This is a genomic window from Bacillus sp. FS02, assembly GCF_024398395.1.
GTDB classification, from domain to species: Bacteria; Bacillota; Bacilli; order Bacillales; family Bacillaceae; genus Bacillus; species Bacillus altitudinis.
Map to the genome: position 1 here is coordinate 243,102 of NZ_CP074101.1, position 26,087 is coordinate 269,188.

The following is a 26,087-nucleotide window of genomic DNA, read 5'->3' on the forward strand; positions in this document are numbered from 1 at the left end:
AATGAAAATAAATTCATATGTGTCCACACTTTTCAATCAACACGAATTTTACATGAATATTGAGTAGGCTTCAGATGGAGATCGTCTTTTCCTAAAGGATTTTGTATTTCTTTGACAATCTTCATCTGCTGTGTACCGACACTCTCAACTAAAGTAATTACATATGATTCTTTTTCTTCTTCTGCTACGATTCTTTCTTGTTCAGATAAGAAGAATGGAAAGTCATGGTGAGTCAGCTTAGATCCTTTTACTTCTATAAGCTTCTCTTTTCCATCGGGGTAATAAGATTTGATATCAAATCCGTGACCATCTTCTGTTTCAGCTACCCAATCGACAGCTTCCGCTAATTGGTCCCGTCCTATTGCTTTTAATTGTTCTACTTCCTTATAATAAACAAATTTCTCTGCTATTCTACCTGTCTCTTCGTTTTGCTTTGACCTTTCTTCTCTTAATTGTTTATAAACATCTCTATGAATGATTCTTTTTCGTTTTTTGCTTTTTTTATCTTTTGTGTCCATCACAATATCCGGATTAGAGTATACTTCGAAAATAAAATCATAAAAAAATTCATTCAAAGTGTATATATCTTTTAAAAATTCTTGTTGATTTAGTGTATCGATGTTATACCTTTTAAATACCAATGAACCTGCTGCATACTTTATTGGTCTATCAGACTCTCCTAGGTAAAAGTCACCTGTTTCAAACCCATTTAAATTAGGACTATGCTTCAATTGAGGTCTTAGTCGCTCTCGCCATATATCCGCTTCACCTTTAATCTTTTCCAGAGATAAATTTTCAGTACCTAATCCAATGGATAAATAAAAGTCCTTTCCGTTATTAGCAAATAAAATGACTATATATAATCCTTTTTGTGTTGTTGTTCTGTTTGTTTTATGGTTCAAAGTTAAAAGTTTGTCTAGGAATGCGATCCAAATAGACTCTGCAACTTTCCCATGTCCTGTAGATGCCTTAATATCAATTCTATCCAAATTTCTCATACCAAGTTTTTGTAATTCTTGACGAAGCTTGTTTGGAATTTCTTTGTTAAATAAGTTGTGAAAAGGGTGATCTTTATCCGTATTTGTATTCTTTTTATAATCTAAAAATTGTTCATGAAAATCTTCTTTATTAAATAACATTTGCCTCACCACTTACCTCAATAGATCTTTTTACATACATTATACATAACAAACGGTAGATTTGATGAAATATGGAAAGATTAGCGCAAAAGAAAAGAGAGCCTCAGCTCTCTCAATTAAGTATATTCAGTTTTTTTGCTTCTTCTTCGATGATTGTCAGTGCACGGTCAAGCTCTTCTTTTGTGTGCTCTGCTGTGATGATGGCTCTAATTCTCGCTTTTCCTTTCGCTACAGTTGGAAAAGCAATGCCTTGAGCGAAAACGCCGCGCTCGATTAATGCTTTTGAAAACCGGAAAGTGAGTGCCTCGTCTCCAATCATCATTGGAATAATAGGCGTTTCTGTTGGTGCCACCTCAAATCCAAGACCGATGACTTTTTCTTTAAAATAGGCCGCGTTCTCCCAAAGTGTTTCAATGCGCTCCGGTTCGTCTAACAGCACTTCAATGGCTTCTTCACAGGCTCTTGTGACAGCCGGCGGATGTGAGGTGCTGAATAAAAACGGTCTTGCTTTATGCTTTAAGTAATCGATTAAAACGGCAGAACCAGCTACGTAACCGCCTAACACACCAACTGCCTTACTAAGTGTGCCAACCTGAATATGCACTCTGCCGTCAAGTTGAAAATGATTCACTGTTCCGCGGCCATTTTCACCAAGTACTCCAGACGCATGGGCATCGTCTACCATCACAAAGGCATCATATGCTTCTGCAAGTCTTACAATCTCAGGAAGCGGTGCAATATCTCCATCCATTGAGAACACACCATCTGTCACGATAAGACGGACGCGGTAATTCATCGATTTCTTTAATATTTTCTCAAGCTCTTCCATATTAGAATGAGCATATACTTTTTTATCTGCTTTTGTTAAGCGAATCCCATCGATGATTGATGCATGGTTCAGCTCATCTGAAATGACAATATCATCTTTTGTGAGAATACTGGATAAGACCCCTTGGTTGGTCGTAAAGCCTGATTGGAATACAAGGGCTGCCTCTGTCTTTTTGAAAGCAGCGAGCTTTTTTTCAAGCCGTTCATGCATTGTCATCGTTCCAGCAATGGTTCGTACAGATCCTGTTCCAGCACCGAATTCATCAATCGCCTCTTTTGCCGCTTTCATCAGCCTTGGATGTGAGGTGAGACCTAAGTAGTTATTTGAAGAGAGTTGTATGACGGATTGTTCATTTAATGTCACCGTGGAAGATTGTTTGGAATCGATTTCTTTCAGTGTTTGATGGGTGCCTTGCTGCTTCATTGTGTCTAATTCATCTTGTAAATACGTAAATTCTTTCATCATTTCGTCCCCTTTGATATGATGGCATGATCAGTACAACCTTCCCGCACGTACCATTTCTCATGAGTTCAAATCCCTTTTCAAAATCTTCAAATGGCAGCGTATGGGTGACAACCGGCTTTACATCAATGGTATTCGTTCTTAAAAGTTCAGATACTTGACGCCACGTCTCAAACATTTTTCTCCCCGTGATCCCTTGCACGGTTAATCCCCTAAAAACAATTTGATTCGTAATGTCAATGGTTACCGGCCGCTCTGGCAAACTTAGTATATTCACTTTCCCTCCATTTGCACAAGCTTCGAGTGCTTGATTAATCGCAACGGGATGTCCTGACATCTCACACATCACGTCTGCCCCTTCCATCCGCGTGAGCTGCTTGATCATGGCAACAGGATCATCTTTTCCGATATCCACGATATGATCTGCACCCATTTTACGGGCAAGATCCAGTCTGTATTCATTTTTATCAACAGCGAACACTTGGACAGCCCCGGAGGCTTTTGCAACCGCAATCGCCATTAAACCAATGGGCCCGCAGCCAAAAACCGCCACTGACTTTCCTGAAACAGGTGTATGCAGAACTGTATGAACAGCATTTCCAAGCGGTTCTTGAATAGATGCAAGTTCCACTGGCATTTGAGCTGGATTATGCCACACATTTTGTTCTGGTACTTTGACATATTCAGCAAAACAGCCATCAATGTCGACCCCTAAAATTTTCGTTTCGCTGCACAAATGCTGCTGACCCGTTAAACACATATAACACTGATTACAGACAATATGCGTCTCAGCCGATACAAAGTCCCCTACTTTTGCTCGTGAGACTTGGTTCCCCGTTTTGACAACTTCCCCTGTGAATTCATGACCAAAAATGTACGGTGCTTTGACTCTCCCCTTCGCCCAATCATCCCAATTATAAATATGCACATCCGTTCCGCATATCGATGTAGCCTTTACTTGGATAAGCACTTCATGATTCCTTATTTCTGGAATCGGCATTTCCATCATCGCCGCTCCGTAAGCGCTTTCTTTTTTAACAATCGCTTTCATCGTTCCACACATGACGTACAACCCCTTTGTTAAAAAACTTCTCCCAATCCGATCTTATCATGTCTTATTTTAGACGTAAATACCGCTGTCTTTCAGGAGAAGACAAATGAACACTCCACATATTTTTTTAGATATTTTTCTAAAAAAAAAAAGCAAATCTCCTTTTATTCGGAGATTTGCTTTTAAGTTGTCAGCGTTTTTTTGAAACGGCTACATATAAAGCCGGCACAATCAGTAGTGTCAGAATCGTTGAGAAAAAGACACCTGATACGATGCAGATCGCTAGCGGCTTAAAGAGCGGATCATTACTTAAAGCAACAGGCATAAGAGCGACAAGTGCTGTAAATGCTGTCAGCAAAATAGGTCTAATCCTTGCTCTCCCCGCTTCAATCACAGCTGCCTGTTGATCGAGACCTTGCTTGCGCCGCTGTTCAATAAATTCAAACAAAACGACCGCATTTCGGACAACAATACCTGCCAATGAGACAATCCCCATTGTGGCCATAAAGCTAAACGGCGTTTGAGTGACAAATAGTCCAATAATGGCTCCGGATATCGCTAAGTAAACCGTTCCAAGAACTAAAAGCGGCAGCATGAGTGAATTGAACTGGAAAGCGATGGTCACATAAATGAGCAGCAGGACTACCCCAAATAAGAGACTAATTTCAATAAAGAATTGGGTTTGATCTTCATTTTCTCCGCCCTGAGAAATGGTCAAATTCTTCGCTGCATCGCTTTTCCCAACTTCATTTATGACTTCTGTCATATCGTCTTTAAACGTATCTGATGTGCCAGGATATGCCTTTAACGTGATAGTCGGCATCCCGTTTTCATGCGGAATGCTTTCATACTGCTCTGTTTCTTTTTCCTTTACGTATCGGCTAAGCGGCTCAAGTTGAGGCATGCCACCCTCATTTGGACTCACAGGCACCTTGATGTCTTTTAGCTTCAGTCCGTTTTGATGTGTGCTCATGTCTTGTTTCACTACGAGGTCGATGTCATCTGTTCCTTGTTTAAAGGTGCCTAATGGAATTCCTTCTGTAACAAGGCCAAGCTGTCTGCTGACAAACTGAGCAGTGAGCCCATCCTCTGCCATTCGGTCACGATTCAATTCAAATGAAATGGTTTTCACCGGTTGATTGACATCGTCTGTGATCAGGCTCGCTCCGCTTTCTTTCATTTCTTTTGTGAGCTTCTCTTTCACATCAACGAGTTTTGAAAATTGTTCTCCTGCAACAGTGACGGTCACAGGCGCTCCAGTTGGCGGACCTTGAACAATGGTTTTCATAAAGATATCAGCATCTTTAAATTTCTTTCGCAATGGCTCTGTCATACGATCGATCAATGCTTTGCTTGTCATCTGATTATTGTCAACTCTGACAACAATCTGACCAGTATGATCACTTGCGTTTGAGATACTTTCATTAAACAAGTTCGGCACACCGCCGCCTGCAAAAATGGCCGTCTCTTCAATGCCTTTTTGCTGTTTGATCTCTTGTTCTATTTTCTCTAATGTGTCATTTGTTTTATCTAAGGTTGTTTCACTCGGAAGTGTCACAGTGACAACAACCTCTTTCTTATTCGCCGCAGGGAAAAACTCAAATGGTGTGGCGAAAATAAGCAAAAAGGCAAGTGTGGCAACGAGCAAACCACTTAATCCAATGAGAAGTGGTCGCTTCACGATGTTTGTCAGTACTCGATCTGCATAAAAATCAGCTAATCTTTTTAATGGTTTGCCTAAAAAACCCGGTTCTTTTTGAATCTTCTTGTTCTTTCTTTTTCGGTTTGCTGTATATTGATACACTGGCACAAGTGTCAATGAAATGACCATTGACGCAAGTACAGTTGTGACTAGAACAGACGGTAACGCTCGAATAAATGAACCGTTCGCACCAGAAAGGAAAACAAGCGGCAAGAAGGCAAAGACAACAGCCAGTGTTGACGTCAAAATGGATCCAGCCACTTCTTTTACACCTGCAATTGTTCCTTTAAGCGGACTTTCGTATTTTTTCATCTGCCTCAAAATATTATCGTTGACGACAATGGCGTCATCTACAAGTATCCCTAGCGCAATGATAAAGCCAATAATTGAAATTTGATTAAGGTCCACTTGTAAAAACGGCAGCGGGATGGTTCCGATCGTTATGGATAGCGGAATCGCAAGTGAAACGATAAACGCACCACCAATGGTTAGACCAAGTGTGGTGACGACAATGACGGCGATGACGGCCACGATCGCTTCTTTGATTAAATCGTTAAAAATAGCATCTACTTCACTTTTTTGTGAATAGTAGTCTATCCAATCCACACCATTTGGCAGCTCTTTCTCTTTTTCAATGACCGCACTGACTTTGTCATACATTTTAGGAATATCCAGTCCCGGCTTGATATTGACTGTAAATGAATAGGCTGGCTTTCCGTTATATGAAACGATATCACTTTTCTCTTTTTCTACTTCTTTTAAACGACCAAGCTGACCGATTGTAACAGGCTTGCGGCTCGTTTTTGAGAAAATCTCAATCTTTTTGATTTGATCTAAACGATCATAGGCATCAATGGACAGCTTGACCTTTTCTCCATCTGCCTGGACGTCACCTAGAGGGGATGTGCCAAATTCTTGATTGATGGCATTTGTGACATCGGTCACGTTTAACCCGTTATCCTCCAGTTTACTTGAATCCAAGTTCAATATTGCTTGTTTGTCATTGAATCCTTTGATGACAACTCCATCAACACCTTTGATGTCCTCCACTTTTTCTTTTAACGCACGCAGCGATTTCTGACTTTTTGCTAAATCAGATGAGTTACTTGCTACAATCATATAAGAACCAACTGGCACATTGCCAAACTCATCCTTTACATCTGACTCCATCACACCATCTGGAAAAGAAGAGGCGGCATTTGTGGTTTCACTCTTGATTTGACTTGCCACCTTTTGAAAATCGGCTTGATCATCAATTTCAAGCACAATATTTGAGAAACCAATAGCAGAAACAGAGCTTGTCTTCTCTACACCATTGATATCAGAAATGGCCGACTCGAGCTTATTGGTGACATCACTTTCTACCTGTTTTGCATCAGCACCAGGGAAAACAGTCGAAATGGTTACAATATTTGCTTGAAACTCTGGCAGTTCTCGTTTAGGAAGCTGTGTAAACAAATAACCTCCAGCAATGAGAACGATAAAAAATAAAATAAAAACAAGCTTTCCTCTTTTTAAAAAAGCTTCGATCATTATTTCACCTACTTAAATATTTATTTTTGATGAAGTATTTTCAACTTAATCTTAATTTATCATCATGGTGAAAAAATGCAAGCTCTAATATGTCATTTTCTATCTATTTTGTGAAAGAAATATGTTATATGAGAAATGTATAGCGGTAAACAAAAACAACCTGCTTACATGATGTAAGCAGGTTGAAAATAATAAAATTAGAATTATCGTGGTTCAACAATCAGTTTGATTGCTGTTCTTTCTTCTCCATCGATAAGAATGTCAGTAAAGGCTGGAATGCATATCAAATCCACTCCGCTAGGCGCAACAAATCCCCTTGCAATGGCGACAGCCTTGACCGCCTGATTCAGTGCTCCAGCGCCGATAGCCTGTATTTCCGCTGCACCGCGTTCACGTAAAACGCCGGCTAATGCTCCTGCTACTGAATTTGGATTTGACTTTGCTGAAACTTTTAAAATTTCCATTTTTGCTCCCCCTTAAATTTACAATGGATAAGTGAGTGTTCATTAGAACAATCTTTGTTAGATGTTGCTATTTTTTTGAAAATCCATCCCCAAAATGTTTTTCAAAAATAGCAGGCTACCTACCATTTTTACTATATTCACGATAGAGGGCGCATATTCCTTCTTTCTGATTAATATTTTTCTGAAATAAATATGTGAATATTTATTCAAAGAAAATATGGTCATCATTTATCAAAATTCGATCAATTTTGACAGCTTTTTTCGACGATTCGTCAATTTCTACGATCACTGCACTTAATGTCGTGCGGCCTTCTGCAATTTCAAAACGGACAGGGAGGCTTGTTTTAAATCGTTTAATAATCGTTTCCCGATCAACACCTAAAATACCGTCATAAGGACCAGTCATGCCAACATCCGAAATATAAGCAGTTCCTTTTGGCAAGACGCGGTTATCTGCTGTTTGAACATGTGTATGCGTTCCAACGACACATGATGCACGACCATCTGTATACCAACCCATTGCTTGCTTTTCACTTGTGGCTTCACCATGAAAGTCAATAAAAATAAACGGTGTACGTTTTGAAGCTTCTGCTATGAGCTCATCTACTTTTTGAAATGGGCAGTCAATCGGAGGTAAAAATGTGCGGCCTTGCAAGTTGATGACAGCTAGTTCTTTACCTTGTTTTTTAATAAAAGTGAGCCCTTTCCCTGGTGTACCTTGCGGGAAGTTTGCCGGACGAACAATATGGGGTGCATCATCGATGAAATCGAAAATGTCTCTTTTATCCCATGTATGGTTCCCCATCGTGAGCACATCAGCCCCAGCTTGAAGCAGCTCATGATAGATTTTTTCAGTAAGACCTTTCCCATGAGCCGCATTTTCTCCATTGACAATCGTAAAGTGTGGCTGATATTTTTTCTTTAGCTTTGGCAAGTATTCTTTCAGTGTATCTCTGCCAGGTGAACCAACGATATCTCCAACAAATAATATTTTCATACGTTTTGAACCCTTTCTCTTATAAAATGATCTTCTTATCAGTGTTGCATATTTACACAAAAAAATAAAGCGGCGCTAAGCGCACCGCTCTATTTTGCATACTCTACTGCGCGAGTTTCTCGAATAACTGTCACTTTAATGTGACCAGGGTAATCGAGCTCGTCCTCAATCCGCTTACGAATATCCCTTGCTAGACGGTGAGCTTCAAGATCATTAATTGAATCTGGCTTCACCATAATACGCACTTCACGTCCAGCTTGTATCGCAAACGATTTTTCAACACCTTCATAAGATTCAGAGATGTCTTCTAATTTCTCAAGTCTCCGAATGTAATTTTCAAGCGTCTCACTTCTTGCACCAGGGCGTGCTGCAGATAATGCATCGGCTGCCGCAACAAGAACAGCGATAATAGATGTCGGTTCTTGGTCACCATGGTGAGATGCAATACTGTTGATGACAACAGGATGCTCTTTATATTTCGTCGCAAGCTCAACGCCAATTTCCACGTGGCTTCCTTCTACTTCATGATCAATGGCTTTTCCAATGTCATGCAGAAGACCTGCTCGTTTTGCAAGCTTTGCATCTTCTCCAAGCTCTGAAGCCATGAGACCTGCAAGATGTGCAACCTCAATTGAATGCTTCAGGACATTTTGTCCATAACTAGTACGGAATTTTAAGCGACCGAGAATTTTGATGAGATCCGGATGCAAACCGTGAACTCCGACTTCAAATGTCGTTTGCTCACCCATCTCGCGGATATAATCATCGACTTCACGGCGTGATTTTTCCACCATTTCTTCAATTCGTGCAGGATGAATACGTCCATCCTGGACTAGCTTGTCCAGAGCTATCCTCGCTGTTTCACGTCTTATCGGATCAAAGCCCGATAAGATGACAGCTTCAGGTGTATCATCAATGATCAGGTCAATACCTGTTAACGTTTCTAACGTACGGATATTTCGTCCCTCACGTCCGATAATACGACCTTTCATCTCATCATTTGGAAGATTGACTACAGATACTGTTGTTTCAGCTACATGATCAGCTGCACAACGCTGTAACGCAAGTGAAAGAATGTTTTTCGCTTTTTTATCAGCCTCTTCTTTCGCCCGGTTTTCAGATTCTTTCGTCATGACTGCAATGTCGTGGGAAAGCTCATTTTCAACTTGATCCAGAATGATTTGTTTCGCTTCATCTCGAGTTAGACTAGAAATACGCTCCAACTCAGCTTTCTGCAAACGAATCATATCATCCACTTTGCTTTCCATCTCTTCAATATGTTGTTGTCGTTCATTCAGAGAATGATCTCTCTTCTCCAACAGGGACTCCCGTTTATCTAAAGATTCGTCCTTGCGATCAAGGTTTTCCTCTTTTTGAAGTAAACGGTTTTCTTGTCTTTGAAGCTCATTACGTCTTTCACGAACTTCTTGCTCCGCCTCTACACGAAACGAATGAATTTCATCTTTCGCTTCTAAGAGTGCTTCTTTCTTCAATGCTTCCGCATCACGCTTTGCATCCTCAACAATTTGTTCGGCCATGTTTCTTGCGCCGGATATTTTTGCTTCTGCAATGGTTTTACGAACAAAGTAGCCAACAACTAAACAGATTAGGCTCAGCAAAATGGAGATGATCGTAAACATCGTAGGCGACATATTTTCACCTCCTCTTGCTATGAACTTGGTTTTACAAATAAAGTGTCGGCATGTACATTGTTTTGTGTCTCAACATACAGGGCCTTCACAGGGAATGAGATCCTCACTGCCCTTGTCAAGTTTAAATTAGTTATCAATCATGTTAAGAAAAACAAGTGATACATTCCCATTGTAATTGTGTCGGAAATACTTGTCAAGCTAGTCAGACTAAGGCGTAAGTCGTTATTTCAAGCAAAGACAGAACTTTTGACCCGCTAGCTGTTATGTAATTGTAAAAAAAAGACGCTTTTCAGCGTCTTTTTAGTCATTCAATTCCAATTCTTCTTGTCCTTCTTCGTCAGTTGATTTCACTCCGTTTGTATCCAAACCGTAGTGCTCCCTGATCTGCTCTTGAATCATAAGAAGAATGTCTTTATTCTCTTTTAGGAATTGCTTCGCATTTTCACGTCCTTGTCCAAGACGTTCCTCTTGATAAGAATACCAAGCCCCGCTCTTTTGTACGATATCTAGTTCGCTTCCAAGGTCGATGATTTCTCCCTCTTTCGAGATCCCTTCACCGTACATAATGTCTACTTCGGCAATACGGAATGGCGGTGCCACTTTGTTTTTCACAACTTTAATTCTCGTTTTGTTCCCCATGATGTCGTTCCCTTGTTTCAACTGTTCAGCACGGCGTACTTCTAAACGAACAGATGAATAGAACTTAAGTGCACGTCCACCAGGCGTTGTTTCAGGATTACCAAACATAACCCCTACTTTTTCACGAATTTGGTTAATAAAGATCGCAATTGTTTTTGATTTGTTGATAGCACCAGATAGTTTACGAAGTGCTTGAGACATCAAACGTGCTTGAAGACCAACGTGTGAATCTCCCATGTCTCCTTCGATCTCTGCTTTTGGTACAAGAGCAGCTACTGAGTCAATGACAACAATATCAACTGCACCACTACGAACAAGTGCTTCTGCAATTTCAAGTGCTTGTTCTCCTGTATCCGGCTGAGAAAGCAATAACTCATCAATGTTGACACCTAATTTTTGAGCGTAAACTGGATCTAGCGCATGCTCCGCATCGATAAATGCAGCTTGTCCTCCCTGCTGCTGAACCTCAGCAATCGCATGAAGTGCTACTGTCGTTTTACCAGAACTCTCTGGACCATATACTTCAATAATACGGCCGCGAGGGTATCCACCTATTCCAAGCGCAGTATCAAGTGCTAACGAACCACTAGGTACTGTTGAAATACGTGTATCTGTTTGCTCTCCTAGTTTCATAATAGAGCCTTTACCAAACTGTTTTTCTATTTGTTTAAGAGCCATATCTAAGGCTGCTTGACGATCACTCATTCTATTGTTTCCTCCTTTATCAATTCCACTATCTATACTATACCTTGTTTTACGTCATTTGCCAAGAAAAAAACGAACACATATTCGATTTTTTCTTGGCAGATTATTTAAGAAAAGAGCTGTTTCTATTAGAAAAAACGCTCTTTTATAAAGGTGTAAACCTCATAAAAACCAAAATTAACTTTCTTTTAATAATTTGAGAAGGTGGTGCAAACCATATTTCACAGCACGCTTGCGAATGCCTGATCGGCTGCCAGTAAACATCCATTCAAACACGTCTGTCTGATCTTTTGTCGATAGCCCGATAAATACTTTTCCAACCGGCTGTCCTTCGTGTGGTTCAGGACCTGCCACACCTGTAAAGCTAATACCGATATCGCTTCCCGTCAGTTTTCTAACGCCTTCTGCGAGCTCTAACGCACACTCTTTGCTGACAGCACCATGAGAAGACAATGTTTCTTCACGGCAGCCCAGCACTTGCTGCTTGACTTGATTTGTGTAACAAACCACACTACCGTTTAAAATGGATGATGCCCTTCGAGATCTGTCAGCCACTCTGAAAACATACCACCAGTCAGGCTTTCAGCTGCTGCTACTGTTTTCCCGTGTTCATGCAAGGCCTTTGAAGCTTCAAAGGCAAGAGATGTATCACCATATCCGTAGAAGTACTCGCCGACCCGTTCTAAAATTTGTGCTTCTGTTTCTTTTAACAGACGCTCTGTTTCTTTTTCATCCTCATGCTTGGCTGTCAGCCTTAGCGTCACTTCCCCGTCAGCTGCAAGCGGTGCAATCGTCGGATTGGTCTGTGCATCAATTAAATCTTCAAGATCTGTTTCCAGCTGAGATTCACCGATGCCAAAGAAACGCAAGACAACAGACACGATTTTTTCCTTTAGGCCGAGTTTTTCAGAAATAAGCGGCTTCGCTTCGTTTTCAAACATCGGATGCAATTCACTTGGCGGTCCAGGGAGCAGAATGTAAAACGTATCTCCCTCTTGTATAAACATACCAGGTGCCATTCCGAAACGGTTTACGAGCACATCAGATCCCTCTAGAACGAGCGCCTGTTTACGGTTGTTCGGTGACATATCACGTCCGGTTTTACGGAAGTATTCTTGAATAGACTCAAATGCTTCTTCATTTAGCACAAGCTCTTTACCGAGCGTACTCGCAATGGTTTCTTTTGTTAAATCATCTTTCGTTGGTCCAAGACCCCCTGAGAAGATAATAAAATTCGATCTTTCCTGTGCCACTTGAATGGCCCTTTTTAAACGCTCTGGATTGTCACCAACTGCTGTGTGGTAATAAACATTCACACCAATTTCAGCTAGTTGTTTGCTGATGAATTGTGCATTCGTATTCGTAATTTGCCCTAGCAAAAGTTCGGAACCGACTGCAATAATTTCTGCTTTTCTCTCTGACTTCAAAGCGTACACGTCCTTTTTAGTTAGAATTCTTTAAGGCTTCCCAGTTTTTCGCAAAGTAATCCCAGCCTGAGACAACAGTGAAGAACACCGCTACCCACATAGCAAGATCACCAAATGGGAATGATACAAGTTCAAACGGCAGGTTATGCAAAAGAAGTGCCGAAATCGCAATGATTTGCGCCCACGTCTTCACTTTTCCAAGCATATTGGCTGCGACCACTTCACCGCCTCCAGCTAAGACAAGCCTTAGGCCTGTTACAGCAAATTCACGGCTAATGATCACAATTGCCATCCATGCCGGTGTGAGATTGTATTGAACAAGTATAATTAAAGCCGCTGAAACAAGCAATTTATCTGCAAGCGGATCTAAAAATTTACCAAAGTTTGTGACTAAATTGAGCTTACGTGCATAGTAACCATCAATCCAGTCGGTTGTCGAAGCGACAATAAACAAGATCGCTCCAACAAGGTGAGTGACTTCGATGCTGACGTCACCAAAGCGCGCAACACCCCAATCTAATGGAGCAAGCATAATCAACATAAACACAGGAATCAAGGCGATCCTAGAAAGAGTAATTTTATTCGGTAAGTTAAACATGAATTCCAATCCTCCAATAAGGCATTTTTTTATGTATATAATAGTAGGAACAAAAGAAAAGTCATCTACTTGCTTAAGATGACTTTTCCTTTCCTTTATTCACAATCACAATGTTTTGTGTCATGGTGTTTTTAGGGTCTAATTCGTACTTCAGCGTTTCGTCATTGACTTTAATATCGATTCCCGATGCATTTCCTAAGCGAATATCGACTTGGGAAAGATCAGTCAAGTCTGTTTTAAACGATTCGCCATCTTTCAATTCACCCATCTTCAGCACTTTTCCAGATTCGTCTCTCACACGAAGCCATGAAGCTTGTGAGGCAGAAATGGTTAGCTCCATCTCTTCTGCACCTGATACTTCATACGTTGTCGTAGAACCCTCTGTATTCGTCGCCTTCAAAGAAACATCTTCATCGTCTTTAGATGAATCCTTTGAGGAATCGTCTTTTTCAGATGATTTTTCTTGATCATCTGACGAAGCTTTTTCCTTTTTCTTTTGATCCTTTGCAAGCGATGAATCCTTAGACACTTCGTATTTTGATTCTGATTGCTGAGGAGCCGCCTGATTATTTTTTTGTCCGCTATCATGATTAACCGCTTGAACGATCACATAAATGATAGCGATCACCACAAGGATCCCTCCAATGATTAAAATCGTCGGAAGCAGCTCCAGTACCTTTGAGGCAGGCTTTGGCAGCTCTCGTTGCGGTTTAATATTTGATAATTTATCAGACACTTCATCGTTATACGTGCTTGGTACATCTTTACGAAACTCTTCGAACAATTGTTCAGGATTCAGTCCAACGGCTTCGGCATATTGTTTAATAAACGCTCTGACGTAAAATTTACCTGGAATGATATCATAGTTTCCTTGTTCTATTGCTAGCAAATAGCGCTTTTGGATTTTGGTAGCCGCCATCAAATCCTCCAGCGACATCCCTTTTTCCTCTCTGGCCTCAACGAGCCGTTTTCCCAATTCAGTCAAAACAAACACCTACCATTACCATATTAAAAATCGAAGCCAGAAAAACCAGAATGATCAAATACTTGTGGTTCTTCTGCGTGCTCGTATGTAATTTCTTCGTCTGCACTATTACGCAATTCAATGATGTAGTCGAAATCATCCATTGTATATTCTGAATTTTGAATAAAGATATCTGGATGCTCTACCACCTTTGTAGCAGGCAGTCTCATAATTTCTCTTAAAAGCTGCAAGTGCTTTTCAGAACCTCTTCTTGTCGACACAATCCCATCAATAATAAAGACGTTATCTGGGCTGTATTCATCTGCAATCAGCTGACTGCGAATGGTCTGTTTCAAAAGAGTCGACGATACAAACAGCCACCTCTTACTTGCACATACACTTGAAGCAACAATTGATTCTGTTTTTCCAACCCGCGGCATTCCGCGAATTCCAATCAATTTATGTCCTTCTTTTTTAAATAATTCAGCCATAAAATCGACAAGTAGACCAAGCTCGTCCCTTTCAAAACGGAACGTCTTTTTGTCATCCGCATCACGCTGAATGTATCTTCCATGACGAACAGCTAAACGGTCACGAAGTTTTGGCTGTCTTAGTTTCGTTACTTTTATCGTTTCCATTGTATTTAAAATTGATTCAAGCCGCTTAATTTGGTCTGTGTGGTCACATCGAAGAAGCATGCCGCGTCTTGATACATCAACACCATTAATTGTCACAATATTAATTGAAAGCATCCCCATTAAAGAAGAAATGTCTCCTAAAAGTCCGGGACGGTTCACCTGTATCTCATATTCAAAATACCATTCGAGCTTTGCCAAATGATATTACCCCCTTCATTGTGGCAAATTTTTACCTTCCTTTATCATAAAGCATTTTCACATTTTTAGAAAGCACAATGTTGCTAAACGGTTAAAATAAAAAGAGAGGCACAAACGACCTCTCTTTTTGTTTAGTGCGAGCTATTATTTTCAACTAGCTTGACCATCATGTTTGCAATGGCACGCTGCTCATCTTCTGATGCAACGCTCCAAAGGTCAGAAAGTACTCTTTCTTGCTCATTCTTTGCTTCAACTTCATTAGCCAGGTATCCGCCAATTTCATACGCAAGGTTATTGATGGTATCATCTGATAAACCTTTATCCTGTGCATGATTTAAACGGTCACCTAAAAAGTTTTTCCAATGGTCCCAGCTCTCAAGTACAGACATGTCGATTCCTCCATTCGAAAAGATGAATTACAGCCATAGCTTTTGTCATGGAGAGACGAATTATACACGTTTTTTAACAGTACCAGCCGCCATTGACAGATAAAATTTGACCTGTGATATAACTTGACTGCTTGGAGGCAAGAAACCAAATGGCATCGGCTATCTCTTCAGGTGCGGCAAGACGGCCTAGTGGAATCTCCTCTTCCATCATCGCAAGGTCTTCTTGTGTGAAGCTTTTCATCATATCAGTCTGAACCGCACCTGGTGAGACTGCATTTGCTCTAATTCCACTTGGGGCAAGCTCTTTGGCAAGCCCCTTAATGAAGGCATTTTGAGCACCCTTGACCATACTGTACAGTACTTCACACGAGGCACCCGTTTCCCCCCATATTGAGCTAACCGCAATAATATGTCCTGACTTTTTTTGAATCATGGCAGGCAAAATGGATTGGGTAAGCTCATATGGACTTGTCACATGAAGCTGCACCATGCTGGCTAGAACTTCTTTTTCAGTATCTGTCACTAAACCAACATGACTCTTTCCGCTATTTAAAACAAGAATATCTGGATCAAGCGGCAGGCGGCTGACAAGCTCTGCTGCTCCGCCTGTTTTCGCTAAATCAGCTTGAACGACGTACGTTTCTACTTGATATGTTTCTTTGAGATCGGCGGAAAGACGATTAGCCGCTTGTTCATTTTGATGATAATGGAGCATCAGATGGCAGCCTTCTTGGGCAAGCTTTTTGGCTGTCGCCTGCCCAATTCCGCCACTGGCACCAGTAATCAGTGCCCAACGACTCATACTTTGTTCCTACTTTCTTTATGGAATCCTTATTCTTTTCGTTTAAATGGGAACCAATTCGCTGATCCGAACAATTTGACCATCACAGGTACGAACAATGGTAGCACAACGAGCGCATACAATAAAAGCCCTGTGAGAACAAGTGTTGCAATCTGTAAGAGTGACAATACACCTGATGGCAGCATCGCTGCAAATGTTCCTGCCAAAATGACGGCAGCAGACATAATAACAGATCCCATATTTTTCATTGATTCAGTCATGGCAAACTGGATGTCTTTTGTTTTGTATTCATTGAAGCGTTCCATTAAGAAAATCGAATAATCGACTCCAAGCGCCATTAAGATGACAAAGCCAAAGAATGGAACAGCCCAGTTGATGCCCGGATATCCGAAGAAATGGGTAAAAATAAATTCTGTTACACCAATGGCGGTAAAATACGTTAAAATCAGCGATCCAACTAAGTAAAGCGGCATCACGAGAGAACGGAAGAGAATTACTAGTATTAAGAAAATACCGATCATCATGTAAAGAACCGTCTTATTGAAGTCTTGGTCTGACAGCTGTTTTAAATCAGCGTTCATACTTGATACACCAGATACGCCAAATGAAACATCTTTTAAGTTTGTTTCAGGAAGTGCACGTTTGACCGAAGCTTCTACTTGTTTAATTGTTTTCATGGCGTCGTTTCCATATGGATTGTCTTCTAAAATGACGTCAATCTTTGTCATTTTGCGGTCATCCGACATATAGGAATCGAACACTTGCTTGAAAGCTTTATTTTTTAGAACATCTTTTGGAATAAACCAACCGGCCATGTCTTGATCTGGTGCGTTTTTCAGTTCATCTAAGTAGTCTCCTGCACCCATTAAGCCGTTTGAAATTTTCTCAAGTCCGTCGACACTTTTGTTTAGACCATCTGTCAGCTTGGTCAGATCGTCACCAAAGCCGCCAATTTTTTCTTTCATTTGTTTTTGACCATTAATGATGTCGCCGGCTCCATTTGCAAGTTTAGGCATACTATCAGCTAGCTGTCCTTGGCCTTTAGACGTTTGATCTAGCCCGTTTTCAATGGCTTCTAAGCCAGCAATCAGCTCATCAATTTGATTTGTAAACACTTTTTGCTGCTCTGAAGCTTTTGCGATAAAAGCATCTGCTGCTTCAAGCTGTTTTTTTGCTTCTTTTGCTTGTTTTGCATAGCTGTCAGCCTGTTTGGCTCCTTCTTGCAAGGTAGTAGAAAGTTCCTTATATGAAGCTTTGATGGCTTGATATGATTGATTTTCTTTCACTTGCGGAATTTGCTGCTCAAGTGTACTGAACTGTTTATTCGCTTGACTGATCAAAGCTTTCACATCCGCTGCGGCAGAGGATGACGTATCGACTTGTGCCAATGCTGCTTTTAATTCTTTGGAAATGCTTTTATACAGTGCCACTTGCTGATTCACTTGTGCGACTTGATCTGTTAATTCCTTTTTTGCACCCTTTATTCTTTCTTTAATTTCAGAAACACCTTTTTTGTTTTGATCAATTCCGTTTTGCAGATCTCTCATCTTTTTTTCGACGTTTTGAATACCTGATTTTACGGATTCGGTTCCAGAAATCAATTTGTTAATGCCTTTTCCAGATGATTTAATTTGTGGTGTTTGATCCTCGATTGATTTACTCATGGTTGTAAGAGCATCTTGGATCTTTTTCAACCCTTCGTTACTTTTATCAAGCCCGCTATTTAGCTCTTTGGCTTGAGATTTCACGTACAGATCATTTAGTCCTTTTCCAACAGGGCGTGTCGCACTTCTTACTTTACTCACGCCATCTGTTTGTTCAATGGCGCGGCTTAGTTTTTCAACAGCAATCAGGCCTTCGTTATTGTCTAAAAGATCGGATGATTTCACGACAACGGTTGCTGGAAGGGCTTCACCTGGTCCAAATTTGTCAGAGATCGTATTAAATGCATTGACGGATTCGTATTTATTGCCGATTTCGTCTAGGTTGTTATATGAAAGTGTTCCTTTATACATAAGAATCGCTGGAAGGGTAATAATTGCAACGATTAGCAAGCTGAGAAATGGTTTCTTAAATGAAAAACGACCGGCTGTTTCCCACATTTTCGATTGCGGGTGGGCAATATCGCCTTTGATCGGCCAAAATAACACTTTTCCTAAAACCGCCATAAAGAATGGAACGACAGTGAGCAGTGCCACAATTAACACGGCGACACCAACCGCCACGGCTACAGCTGATTTATACAGTTGGAATTGGGCTAAACCGATACACGTAAAACCAATGAGGACAGCAATTCCGCTGAATAAAACGGTTTTGCCTGCCGTCTTATATGTTGTAATAATCGCCTCAATCTTATCTTTTCCGTGAGATAGTTCTTCTTTAAACCGGCTTAGCAACAGGATGCAGTAGTCGGTTCCAATCCCAAACATGATGGCGACCATAAAAATTTGGGTAAAGGTCGAGAGCGGAAAATCAACATACTTTACTAGGTAAGCCACAATTGATTGGCTGACCAAATAGGAAAGCGCCACGGCCACTAAAGGAACGAACGGTGCCACTGCGGATCTAAAGACAAGCACAAGAACAATTAAAATAAACCCAATTGTAATGAATTCTGTTTTTTTCAGACCTTCTTGTGAGCTTGTGATGACATCATCGTCAATTAGCGGCTGCCCTGTCATTTCAAATTTCAGGTTCAGGCTCTTAAGCTTTTCATTGACTCTTTCTTTAAAATCGGATGCTTTGATTTTGTTCGAGTCGTATGTAACTGGAACAAGAAGTGTTGTTTGATCTTTAGAGAGCATCTGTTTTTTGATATCTTTGTTTGCATCAAAATAAGAAGTGATGTCTTCCACATGGAGATCTTGATCCTTTTCTAAAATCTCCATCGCTTTCTTTAAAGAGGCTTCTCTTTCTTTGACGATATCCTTTCCTTGAAAGACAATGACGATCGATTTTTCCGTATCCCCATTTTCAGACATGTTCTTTAATAATTGATCGGCGTAGGAAGAGGGATAACCATCTGGAACAGAAATCTGCCCTTTTTCTTTTGTTAATTGCGCCATATTAGGGGCGGTGATTAATAATACAGCCGCTAGTACGACCCAAAGGATCGTGATCAGCCATCTACCCTTTATGATTGCTCTCATTACTATGTTGTGCCTCCTCTTCGATGATAATTTGATAAATCTTTTCATATGTTTGAATAAATGATTCGATTTCTTTTTCATCAAATTTTTCTAAATATGACCGAACAAGATCCTGAAGCTGCTTTTCCATTCGGCTGACCACTTCTTTTCCTTCGGGTGTCACATAAAGATGAACGTTTCTTCGATCAGCTTGATCATGCTCTCGATAAATATAATCTTTATTAAAAAGACGATTGGTCATGGATGTCACAGCACTTTTGTTGACATTACATTCGATGGCAAGGTCTGTTGATGTACATCCTGGGTGTAAATTGATGTATCGAAGCGAGTAATATTGATCAAGTGTCAGTTCTTTATCGAGCTTTTCCGTGATCATACTCGATACTTTTTTCTCCATCATGAGATAGACGTCCGCATATCTCTGGATGAGCTGGGCAATTTTATTTTGTACCATATGCTGCTCCTTTAGTTTGATTGTTTAACTATTAAAGAGTTTAACTAATACCCAAAACAATTGTCAATCAATATCTTCGCATATAAAGCGCTTTCTTTAGCTGGACACAAAAAAGACAAACTCTTATACGTTGAGTTTGTCTTTTTTTCATTTATTTTGCTTTCGGTACGACTTTAAAAACTGACATTCTTTCTTCATCAATTTCTTCGTCTAAGATTTGCTGAATATCTGTTAATTGGATTTGCTCCAGTACTGGCACGACATCAAATAAGCTCATTTCTAAGAATGCGTATCGAGTGAATTGATTGGCGATGTACTCCGGGGAGTTCATCGCTTTTAAAAAGCTGCCAATTTTTTTCTTGCGAGCAAGTTCAATCTTTTCTTCTGTGATCAGGCTTTTTGCTTGAAGAAGCGTTTCTTTTAATTCATCTGCGAGTTGATCAGGGTCATTTGTGTCTCCGCCAACTGAAGTGAAGCCAAAACCGCCTTCTTCCGTATAATCGTAACTGAATGTCTCATCAATCAAGCCTTTTTCATACATACGCTCATATTGCAGAGAACTTTTACCAAACAATGTCTCTAAAATAAGATTCATGCCAAGCTCATGTTTGAGGAGCTGTTTTCCTTTTTTATGCGGGTTTTTCGTTTTCAAACCAAACATACATTTAGAACCTTGTACATTCATTTTCAGTTCGTATTCTTTTCGGTATACACGATCAGGTTCATTGATCTCTTTCCGCTGAATATCCGGCTGATCGGTAAATGGTTTTTTTGCCTGATTCGCTCTTACTTGGTCTAAAATTTGCGCCGGATCAACAGGACCCACTACAAAAAGAAGCATATTGCTTGGGTGATAGAACGTTTCGTAGCATTCATATAAATGGTCTTTCGTAATTGGCGCAATGCTTTCAACGGTTCCAGCAATATCAATTCTCACTGGGTGCTCTTGATAGAGGTTTTCGATCAGACCAAAGAATAAACGCCAATCTGGATTGTCATCATACATGTTGATTTCTTGACCAATGATGCCTTTTTCTTTTTCGACCGTTTTTTCAGTAAAATAAGGCTCTTGCACAAAATCAATGAGTGTTTCAAGATTCTGTTCGACATTGGCCGTGCTTGAAAATAAGTATGCCGTTCTCGTAAACGTCGTAAATGCGTTTGCGGCTGCTCCCTGTTTACTAAATGTATGAAACACATCACCATCTTCTTTTTCAAACAGCTTATGCTCTAAGAAATGGGCAATTCCATCAGGCACTCGGATCATGTCTTCTTTGCCAAGCGGCACAAATTCATTGTCAACAGAGCCATATTTTGTTGTGAAGGTTGCATATGTTTTGTTAAACCCTTGTTTTGGCAGCACATAGACGTCAAGTCCGCTGTCCATTTTTTCGTGATACACCGTCTCTTGCAGCTGATCGAATTGAATTGTTTTCACTGTCATGAAGCACCCTCCGTTCCTTTAAGAAAATAGGTCGTATCCCATTCGATTTTTTGACCCACTTTGATGATGTCCTCTTTCGTCACTCTGTCTAACGCATCTAAAAAGGAATCGAGGCTCTCCCCTGTTGGCACGACGGCATGCTGATATAAGTATTCCGCTGTTCCATAAGACGTATCAATGGTTTCGAGCAACTGGTTTTTGACGACAGCCTTTGTCTGTTCAATTGCTTCATCAGAAAAATCGCCTTTTTGCATGGCATCAAATTGTTCTTTGATGATGTCTACTGCCTGCTGATAGTTGCCGACTTCAATTCCTGACATGACCATCATCAAACCTTTAAAGCTCTCAAGTCTAGAGACAGCATAGTACGCAAGACTTGCTTTTTCCCGCACATTGATAAATAGCTTTGAATGAGAGAAGCCGCCGAATATGCCATTAAACAAATGCAGCGCCGGATAATCTTCATCCGCTATCGTTGTATGTGTGCGAAAGCCAATGTTCAGCTTTCCTTGTTTTACATCCTCTTCATCAATGACTTCTTTTGGCTCTATTTGTGATCTTGATGATTCGGTATTTTGTTTGACCGGCTCTCTTTCACTTGTTTTAAAGTATTGCGAGACCATTCGATTGATGTCTTGTTCATCAACGTCTCCCACAACATAGAGATCCAGCTGGTTGGACTGAAGTGCATGCTCGTATGCTTTAAAGAGCGCTTCTGACGTAATCGCTTCGACGTCTTCCATTTCACCATTGACGTGCAGTGCATATGGCTCACCTTTACACATTTCCTGCACAAGTCTTAAGTTTGAATAGCGCATTTTGTCATCATAAACGGCTTGAATGCGCTGTTTCAATGTTCGTTTTTCTTGATCAACGTACAATTCATGAAATACCCCGTTTTCCACGTACGGGTGGAATAATAGTTCAGAAAGTAAGGCAATCCCTTTTTCTAGTAAAGGGGTTTGATCCTTTAAATATTTTTCATTCGCCATTTCTAGACGGAAGGTAATGATGTGATTTTCACCTTTTTTCGCCATGTCTGCGGAAACGGTCGCCCCATAGAGCTCGTCGAAATAAGCACGAAGCTCTCCCGTTTTCGGCATTTTTTCTGTTCCTCTTAATAGCACATGCGGGAAAAGAGAACGCATGGTGACGTCATCTTTGGATAAAGGCGCAAGCATTTTAAAAAGGATCGTCACGGTTTTAAATTTTTCTGTTTTGACAATATGAGTATGAAGACCAGGTGTATCAAATGTCTTCTCTTGTAAGTACGTCATGAGAAACCTCCTTTGTTCATCCTATTTATTATGTATTAGAACATAGCTGATATATACGTGAAACAGCCATTTAATAGTCATTATATCAATCAGAGGAAAGGATAGGAAATAAAAACGCCTCTGCTAAAAGCAGAGACGCAGGTTGTTATTTCATTCTAAACGGCCACCAATTCCATTTTCCAAAGATGCGAACCATGACCGGGATAAAGAGTGGTAGAACAACAAAAGCATATAATAAAAGTCCAATGAGTACGACCGTTGCAATTTCAACTAATGATAATACACCCGAGGGCAGCATCGCAGCAAAAGTACCCGCTAAAATAGCAACTGCTGAAATAATGACCGACCCCATATTTCTCATCGCTGATATCATGGATGCTTGAACATGCTCTCCCTTCCATTCATTAAAACGATCCATGAGGAAGATCGAATAATCAATGCCGAGGGTCACAAGGATCACAAAGCTGAAAAATGGAACAGCCCAGCTGACACCATCGTAGCCAAAGAATGTTTTGAAAATCCATTCTGTTAAGCCAATGGATGTAAAATACGTTAATATGAGTGACAGTGTTAAGTATATCGGCATGACGATTGACCTTAATAATATAACTAAAATAATAAAGATACCAATTAACATGAAAATAACCGTTCTAATAAAGTCACCGTCTGACGTTTCTTTTAAGTCAACATTTAAACTGGAGATACCAGATACACCGTAGTTGGCGTTTTTCAAACCACTTACAGGTAAATATTGATCAAGGGTTTCTTCAATTTTTGCTACACCTTTCATTGCTTCATTGCTGTATGGATTTACATTTAAAATCACTTCAAAGGTTGTTAATTTACGATCTGGGGACATATACGTATTAAATATTTTCTTAAATTCATGGCGTTTCAGTACTTCTTCTGGTATAAACCAGCCCGTTACTTCTTCATCTGGTGCTTCCTGAAGCTGTTTTAAGTAGCTGTCCGCCTCGGTAAAGCCGCTTTTTACTTGCTCAAGTCCGGAAATACTTTCATCTAATCCATCTGTTAATAGTGAGAGTTTAGATGATAGCTGGTTAAACCCTTTTTTCACGGCTTTTTGGCCATCAGTCAGTTGATCTGCACCATCTTCAATTTTAGGCATTTCTTTGATGAGCTGTTTTTGTCCTTTATTCGTTTCATCAAGACCATCATAAATTTGATCTAGACCTGTCATCAGCGCCTTTACTTGTTGTTTGATTTCTTTTTGCTTGCTTGAGAACGTTTGAATGACTTGATCTGCTTTCTTGATCTTTTGTTTAAAGGCAGATGCTTCCTCTTCATAGACGCTCATTTGCTCTCCAGCTTGATCGAGCATTCCTTTTGTGTCTTTGAATACTTTTTTGATTTCTTTATATTCATTCATATCTTTGATTTCTGGAAGCCGGTTTTCAAGTCCTTCAAATGATACGTTTTCATAGGATTGTTTCACTTTCTTAATCGTTGTCATCAGTTGCTCATTTGATGTTGCGTGACCTTCGAGTGTGCTTACGACTCGTTCAAGGTCTTGAATCATGGTTTCACTTCTGCGGTATTCTTGCTCTAATTCTTTTTTCGCTTGTTTGATTTCAGTGCGAATGGTTCCTACGCCCTCTTTACTGCGCCTCACACCATCCTCTAAAGAAATGAGTGATTTCCTCACTTCTCCGATCCCGCCTTTGATGGCTTTTGTCCCATCAATCAATTGATCAATCCCTTTAGCGGATTCTTCAATTTTTGGTTTTTGTTTGAGAAGTGCTAAGTTTGTTTCGGTCAAGCCATCTGTAATTTTCCCGATGCCCTCATGACCTTTCCCAAGCTCTCCTCCCAGCTCTTTCGCTTGAGAGGTAACGTAGAGCTGACTTAACCCGTCTCCAACTGGGCGAGTGACACTGCGAACCGCTTTTACTTCCTCAATGTCACTTAACTTACGGGTCAGTTTTTCAATCATGACGATCTTTTCTTGATTATCGAGCTCATTGTCACTTTCGACAAGCACATTCAGCGGCAGCGCTTCACCAAAGCCAAATTGCTCAGATATCGTATTAAATGCAGACACTGACTCATACTTTGTCCCAATCTCATTTAAACTATTATAAGAAAGAGTGCCGTCATACATCAGAATTGGAGGAACAGTGATGAGTGCAACTACCCCTAAGCTGATGAGCGGTCTTTTAAATGAAAAGCGCCCAGCCCATTCCCAAATCTTACTTTGTGGATGACGAATGTTTTCTCTTTTAGACGGCCAAAAAAGGGATTTTCCGAAAACCGACATAAAAAAGGGAACGATTGTGACAAGTGCAATGAGCAGAATGCCAACGCCTACGGCAACGCTGACGGCTGATTGGTACAATTGGAATTTTGCGAAACCAATACTTGAGAAGCCGACTAACACAGCTAAGCCGCTGAAAAAGACCGTTTTCCCTGCACATTGATACGTGATGATAATTGATTCTTTGACATCACGCCCCTGACCAATCTCCTCTTTAAAACGGCTTAAAAGTAATATACAATAATCCGTTCCTATACCGAACATAATAGCTACCATAAAAATCTGAGTGAAATTAGACAGAGGAAATGGTGTATATTCTACGAGAAAAGCCACAATACACCGGCTGACAGCATAAGAAATGCCAATCGTAATAAGCGGAACAACAGGTGCCAGTATCGATCTGAATACAATTATTAAAATAAAGAAAATAAAAATCATCGTAATAAGTTCAGTTTTCTTCAGACCTTGTTGAGAGCTTTTAATGACATCTGAGTCCACAAATTTTTGACCTGTCATTTCATATGAGACGTTGTAGGGCTTTAAAACTTCCTCAATTCGTTCTTTAACCTTCACAGCTTTTGTTTCGTAGTGGTCGAATTTGAATGGAACAAGAAGTGTACTTTTATCCTTTGATAAAAGTTGTTTTTGAATGTCACGTTCTACATGAAAATACGAAGTAATTCCGTCAATGTGGAGTTCTGGGGCATGTGTCATGAGTGCAGCTAAAGCCTTTTTTAATTCCTGCTCTTTGGCAGGGAACAAATGTTGTTCGGAGAATACAATCACACCAGTATCTTTTTTCCCATTATGATCTGAAAGCTTATCCAATAAGTGAAGTGCCTCAGCTGTTGGTGTCCCCTCTGGAACCTTTAACTGCCCTTTTTCTCTTGTTAATTCCTCTAAATTGGGCGCAGTAATAAACAGAATCACAGCTGTTATCATCCACACCATTAATACAATCCATCTTGCTTTAATTATTTGCAACATAGCTGCTTCAAGCTCCTTCTAGTTCATCAATCAATTTGCTGTTTTTGAGCGTGTCTGAAGTGCTGACTTCGTCTCCTTCAACGTGCTAATGGCAGGATGACCTATTCAATTGTCCTTTCGTGTTGAAGAAACACATATCCATCATCAGCCACGAGCTCAATTTCTGACTTAAAACAAAGACAGAAAATGAATGTTTTTGAACACCTCCTATTTGGGATAATTTAAAAGATATTACTATACATTAGTTTAACTATCAAAATTTTACATGTCAATTTATAAAAAAGAAAAAAGATGGCAAAATACCGTCTTTTT

18 protein-coding genes and 1 pseudogene are annotated in these 26,087 nt (G+C 40.2%); all 19 read right to left on the reverse strand.

Annotation, left to right across the window (positions count from 1 at the left end):
* Positions 1-32: 32 nt before the first annotated feature.
* A complete protein-coding gene (locus KFQ09_RS01290; RefSeq protein WP_216942333.1) occupies positions 33-1,139 on the reverse strand; it encodes an MrcB family domain-containing protein in 1,107 nt (368 codons plus the stop codon).
* A gap of 112 nt (positions 1,140-1,251) precedes the next feature.
* A complete protein-coding gene (locus KFQ09_RS01295; protein ID WP_155923899.1) occupies positions 1,252-2,433 on the reverse strand; it encodes a glycine C-acetyltransferase in 1,182 nt (393 codons plus the stop codon).
* The gene (tdh, locus tag KFQ09_RS01300; protein ID WP_255835987.1) at positions 2,402-3,493 is read right to left on the reverse strand and encodes an L-threonine 3-dehydrogenase; all 1,092 of its coding nucleotides are present in this window, start codon (positions 3,491-3,493) and stop codon (positions 2,402-2,404) included. The genes KFQ09_RS01295 and tdh overlap by 32 nt, the downstream gene beginning before the upstream one ends.
* 178 nt (positions 3,494-3,671) lie before the next feature.
* Positions 3,672-6,716, reverse strand: a complete 3,045-nt coding sequence (locus KFQ09_RS01305) for an efflux RND transporter permease subunit (protein WP_144610109.1) — start codon at positions 6,714-6,716, stop codon at positions 3,672-3,674.
* A gap of 203 nt (positions 6,717-6,919) precedes the next feature.
* Positions 6,920-7,180, reverse strand: coding sequence for a stage V sporulation protein SpoVS (spoVS, locus tag KFQ09_RS01310; protein ID WP_003211281.1), 261 nt, complete (start codon positions 7,178-7,180; stop codon positions 6,920-6,922).
* A 202-nt stretch (positions 7,181-7,382) separates the two neighbouring features.
* A complete protein-coding gene (locus KFQ09_RS01315) occupies positions 7,383-8,177 on the reverse strand; it encodes a TIGR00282 family metallophosphoesterase (protein ID WP_008344680.1) in 795 nt (264 codons plus the stop codon).
* 89 nt (positions 8,178-8,266) lie between these two features.
* Positions 8,267-9,829 (reverse strand): ribonuclease Y, encoded by a 1,563-nt coding sequence (gene rny, locus KFQ09_RS01320; protein ID WP_003211958.1) that lies wholly within the window; start codon positions 9,827-9,829, stop codon positions 8,267-8,269.
* A gap of 300 nt (positions 9,830-10,129) precedes the next feature.
* Positions 10,130-11,173, reverse strand: a complete 1,044-nt coding sequence (gene recA / locus KFQ09_RS01325) for a recombinase RecA (RefSeq protein ID WP_007499478.1) — start codon at positions 11,171-11,173, stop codon at positions 10,130-10,132.
* Between the two features lie 177 nt (positions 11,174-11,350).
* Positions 11,351-12,600 (reverse strand): annotated as a pseudogene (locus tag KFQ09_RS01330) (competence/damage-inducible protein A).
* A 16-nt stretch (positions 12,601-12,616) separates the two neighbouring features.
* On the reverse strand, positions 12,617-13,198 hold the full coding sequence (gene pgsA, locus KFQ09_RS01335) for a CDP-diacylglycerol--glycerol-3-phosphate 3-phosphatidyltransferase (protein ID WP_008344688.1): 582 nt from the start codon (positions 13,196-13,198) through the stop codon (positions 12,617-12,619).
* Between the two features lie 73 nt (positions 13,199-13,271).
* Complete coding sequence (locus KFQ09_RS01340; protein WP_008344690.1) at positions 13,272-14,183, reverse strand: helix-turn-helix domain-containing protein; 912 nt, start codon at positions 14,181-14,183, stop codon at positions 13,272-13,274.
* Between the two features lie 23 nt (positions 14,184-14,206).
* A complete protein-coding gene (locus KFQ09_RS01345; RefSeq protein ID WP_003211480.1) occupies positions 14,207-14,998 on the reverse strand; it encodes a DUF3388 domain-containing protein in 792 nt (263 codons plus the stop codon).
* A 131-nt stretch (positions 14,999-15,129) separates the two neighbouring features.
* The gene (locus tag KFQ09_RS01350; RefSeq protein WP_008344693.1) at positions 15,130-15,387 is read right to left on the reverse strand and encodes a DUF3243 domain-containing protein; all 258 of its coding nucleotides are present in this window, start codon (positions 15,385-15,387) and stop codon (positions 15,130-15,132) included.
* A gap of 73 nt (positions 15,388-15,460) precedes the next feature.
* On the reverse strand, positions 15,461-16,189 hold the full coding sequence (gene ymfI, locus KFQ09_RS01355) for an elongation factor P 5-aminopentanone reductase (protein ID WP_046526665.1): 729 nt from the start codon (positions 16,187-16,189) through the stop codon (positions 15,461-15,463).
* A gap of 29 nt (positions 16,190-16,218) precedes the next feature.
* Positions 16,219-19,338, reverse strand: a complete 3,120-nt coding sequence (locus tag KFQ09_RS01360) for an MMPL family transporter (protein WP_255835988.1) — start codon at positions 19,336-19,338, stop codon at positions 16,219-16,221.
* Entirely contained in the window at positions 19,316-19,792 is a 477-nt protein-coding gene (locus KFQ09_RS01365; RefSeq protein WP_024720380.1) for a MarR family winged helix-turn-helix transcriptional regulator, read from the reverse strand. Before KFQ09_RS01365 ends, KFQ09_RS01360 begins: the two co-directional genes overlap by 23 nt.
* Before the next feature lie 151 nt (positions 19,793-19,943).
* On the reverse strand, positions 19,944-21,236 hold the full coding sequence (gene yfmH, locus KFQ09_RS01370) for an EF-P 5-aminopentanol modification-associated protein YfmH (protein WP_008344700.1): 1,293 nt from the start codon (positions 21,234-21,236) through the stop codon (positions 19,944-19,946).
* Positions 21,233-22,513 carry an EF-P 5-aminopentanol modification-associated protein YfmF gene (gene yfmF, locus KFQ09_RS01375; protein ID WP_255835989.1) on the reverse strand — a complete coding sequence of 427 codons (1,281 nt, stop codon included), beginning with the start codon at positions 22,511-22,513 and terminating at the stop codon, positions 21,233-21,235. Before yfmF ends, yfmH begins: the two co-directional genes overlap by 4 nt.
* 145 nt (positions 22,514-22,658) lie before the next feature.
* Entirely contained in the window at positions 22,659-25,775 is a 3,117-nt protein-coding gene (locus KFQ09_RS01380) for an MMPL family transporter (RefSeq protein WP_035392025.1), read from the reverse strand.
* Positions 25,776-26,087: the final 312 nt, after the last annotated feature.

Bases quoted from the DNA above. Each gene is read 5' to 3' on its own strand.
- KFQ09_RS01290 (WP_216942333.1), bottom strand. From the start codon at position 1,139: ATGTTATTTAATAAAGAAGATTTTCATGAACAATTTTTAGATTATAAA.
- KFQ09_RS01295 (WP_155923899.1), bottom strand. From the start codon at position 2,433: ATGATGAAAGAATTTACGTATTTACAAGATGAATTAGACACAATGAAG.
- tdh (WP_255835987.1), bottom strand. From the start codon at position 3,493: ATGTGTGGAACGATGAAAGCGATTGTTAAAAAAGAAAGCGCTTACGGA.
- KFQ09_RS01305 (WP_144610109.1), bottom strand. From the start codon at position 6,716: ATGATCGAAGCTTTTTTAAAAAGAGGAAAGCTTGTTTTTATTTTATTT.
- spoVS (WP_003211281.1), bottom strand. From the start codon at position 7,180: ATGGAAATTTTAAAAGTTTCAGCAAAGTCAAATCCAAATTCAGTAGCA.
- KFQ09_RS01315 (WP_008344680.1), bottom strand. From the start codon at position 8,177: ATGAAAATATTATTTGTTGGAGATATCGTTGGTTCACCTGGCAGAGAT.
- rny (WP_003211958.1), bottom strand. From the start codon at position 9,829: ATGTCGCCTACGATGTTTACGATCATCTCCATTTTGCTGAGCCTAATC.
- recA (WP_007499478.1), bottom strand. From the start codon at position 11,173: ATGAGTGATCGTCAAGCAGCCTTAGATATGGCTCTTAAACAAATAGAA.
- pgsA (WP_008344688.1), bottom strand. From the start codon at position 13,198: ATGTTTAACTTACCGAATAAAATTACTCTTTCTAGGATCGCCTTGATT.
- KFQ09_RS01350 (WP_008344693.1), bottom strand. From the start codon at position 15,387: ATGTCTGTACTTGAGAGCTGGGACCATTGGAAAAACTTTTTAGGTGAC.
- ymfI (WP_046526665.1), bottom strand. From the start codon at position 16,189: ATGAGTCGTTGGGCACTGATTACTGGTGCCAGTGGCGGAATTGGGCAG.
- KFQ09_RS01360 (WP_255835988.1), bottom strand. From the start codon at position 19,338: ATGAGAGCAATCATAAAGGGTAGATGGCTGATCACGATCCTTTGGGTC.
- KFQ09_RS01365 (WP_024720380.1), bottom strand. From the start codon at position 19,792: ATGGTACAAAATAAAATTGCCCAGCTCATCCAGAGATATGCGGACGTC.
- yfmH (WP_008344700.1), bottom strand. From the start codon at position 21,236: ATGACAGTGAAAACAATTCAATTCGATCAGCTGCAAGAGACGGTGTAT.
- yfmF (WP_255835989.1), bottom strand. From the start codon at position 22,513: ATGACGTACTTACAAGAGAAGACATTTGATACACCTGGTCTTCATACT.
- KFQ09_RS01380 (WP_035392025.1), bottom strand. From the start codon at position 25,775: ATGTTGCAAATAATTAAAGCAAGATGGATTGTATTAATGGTGTGGATG.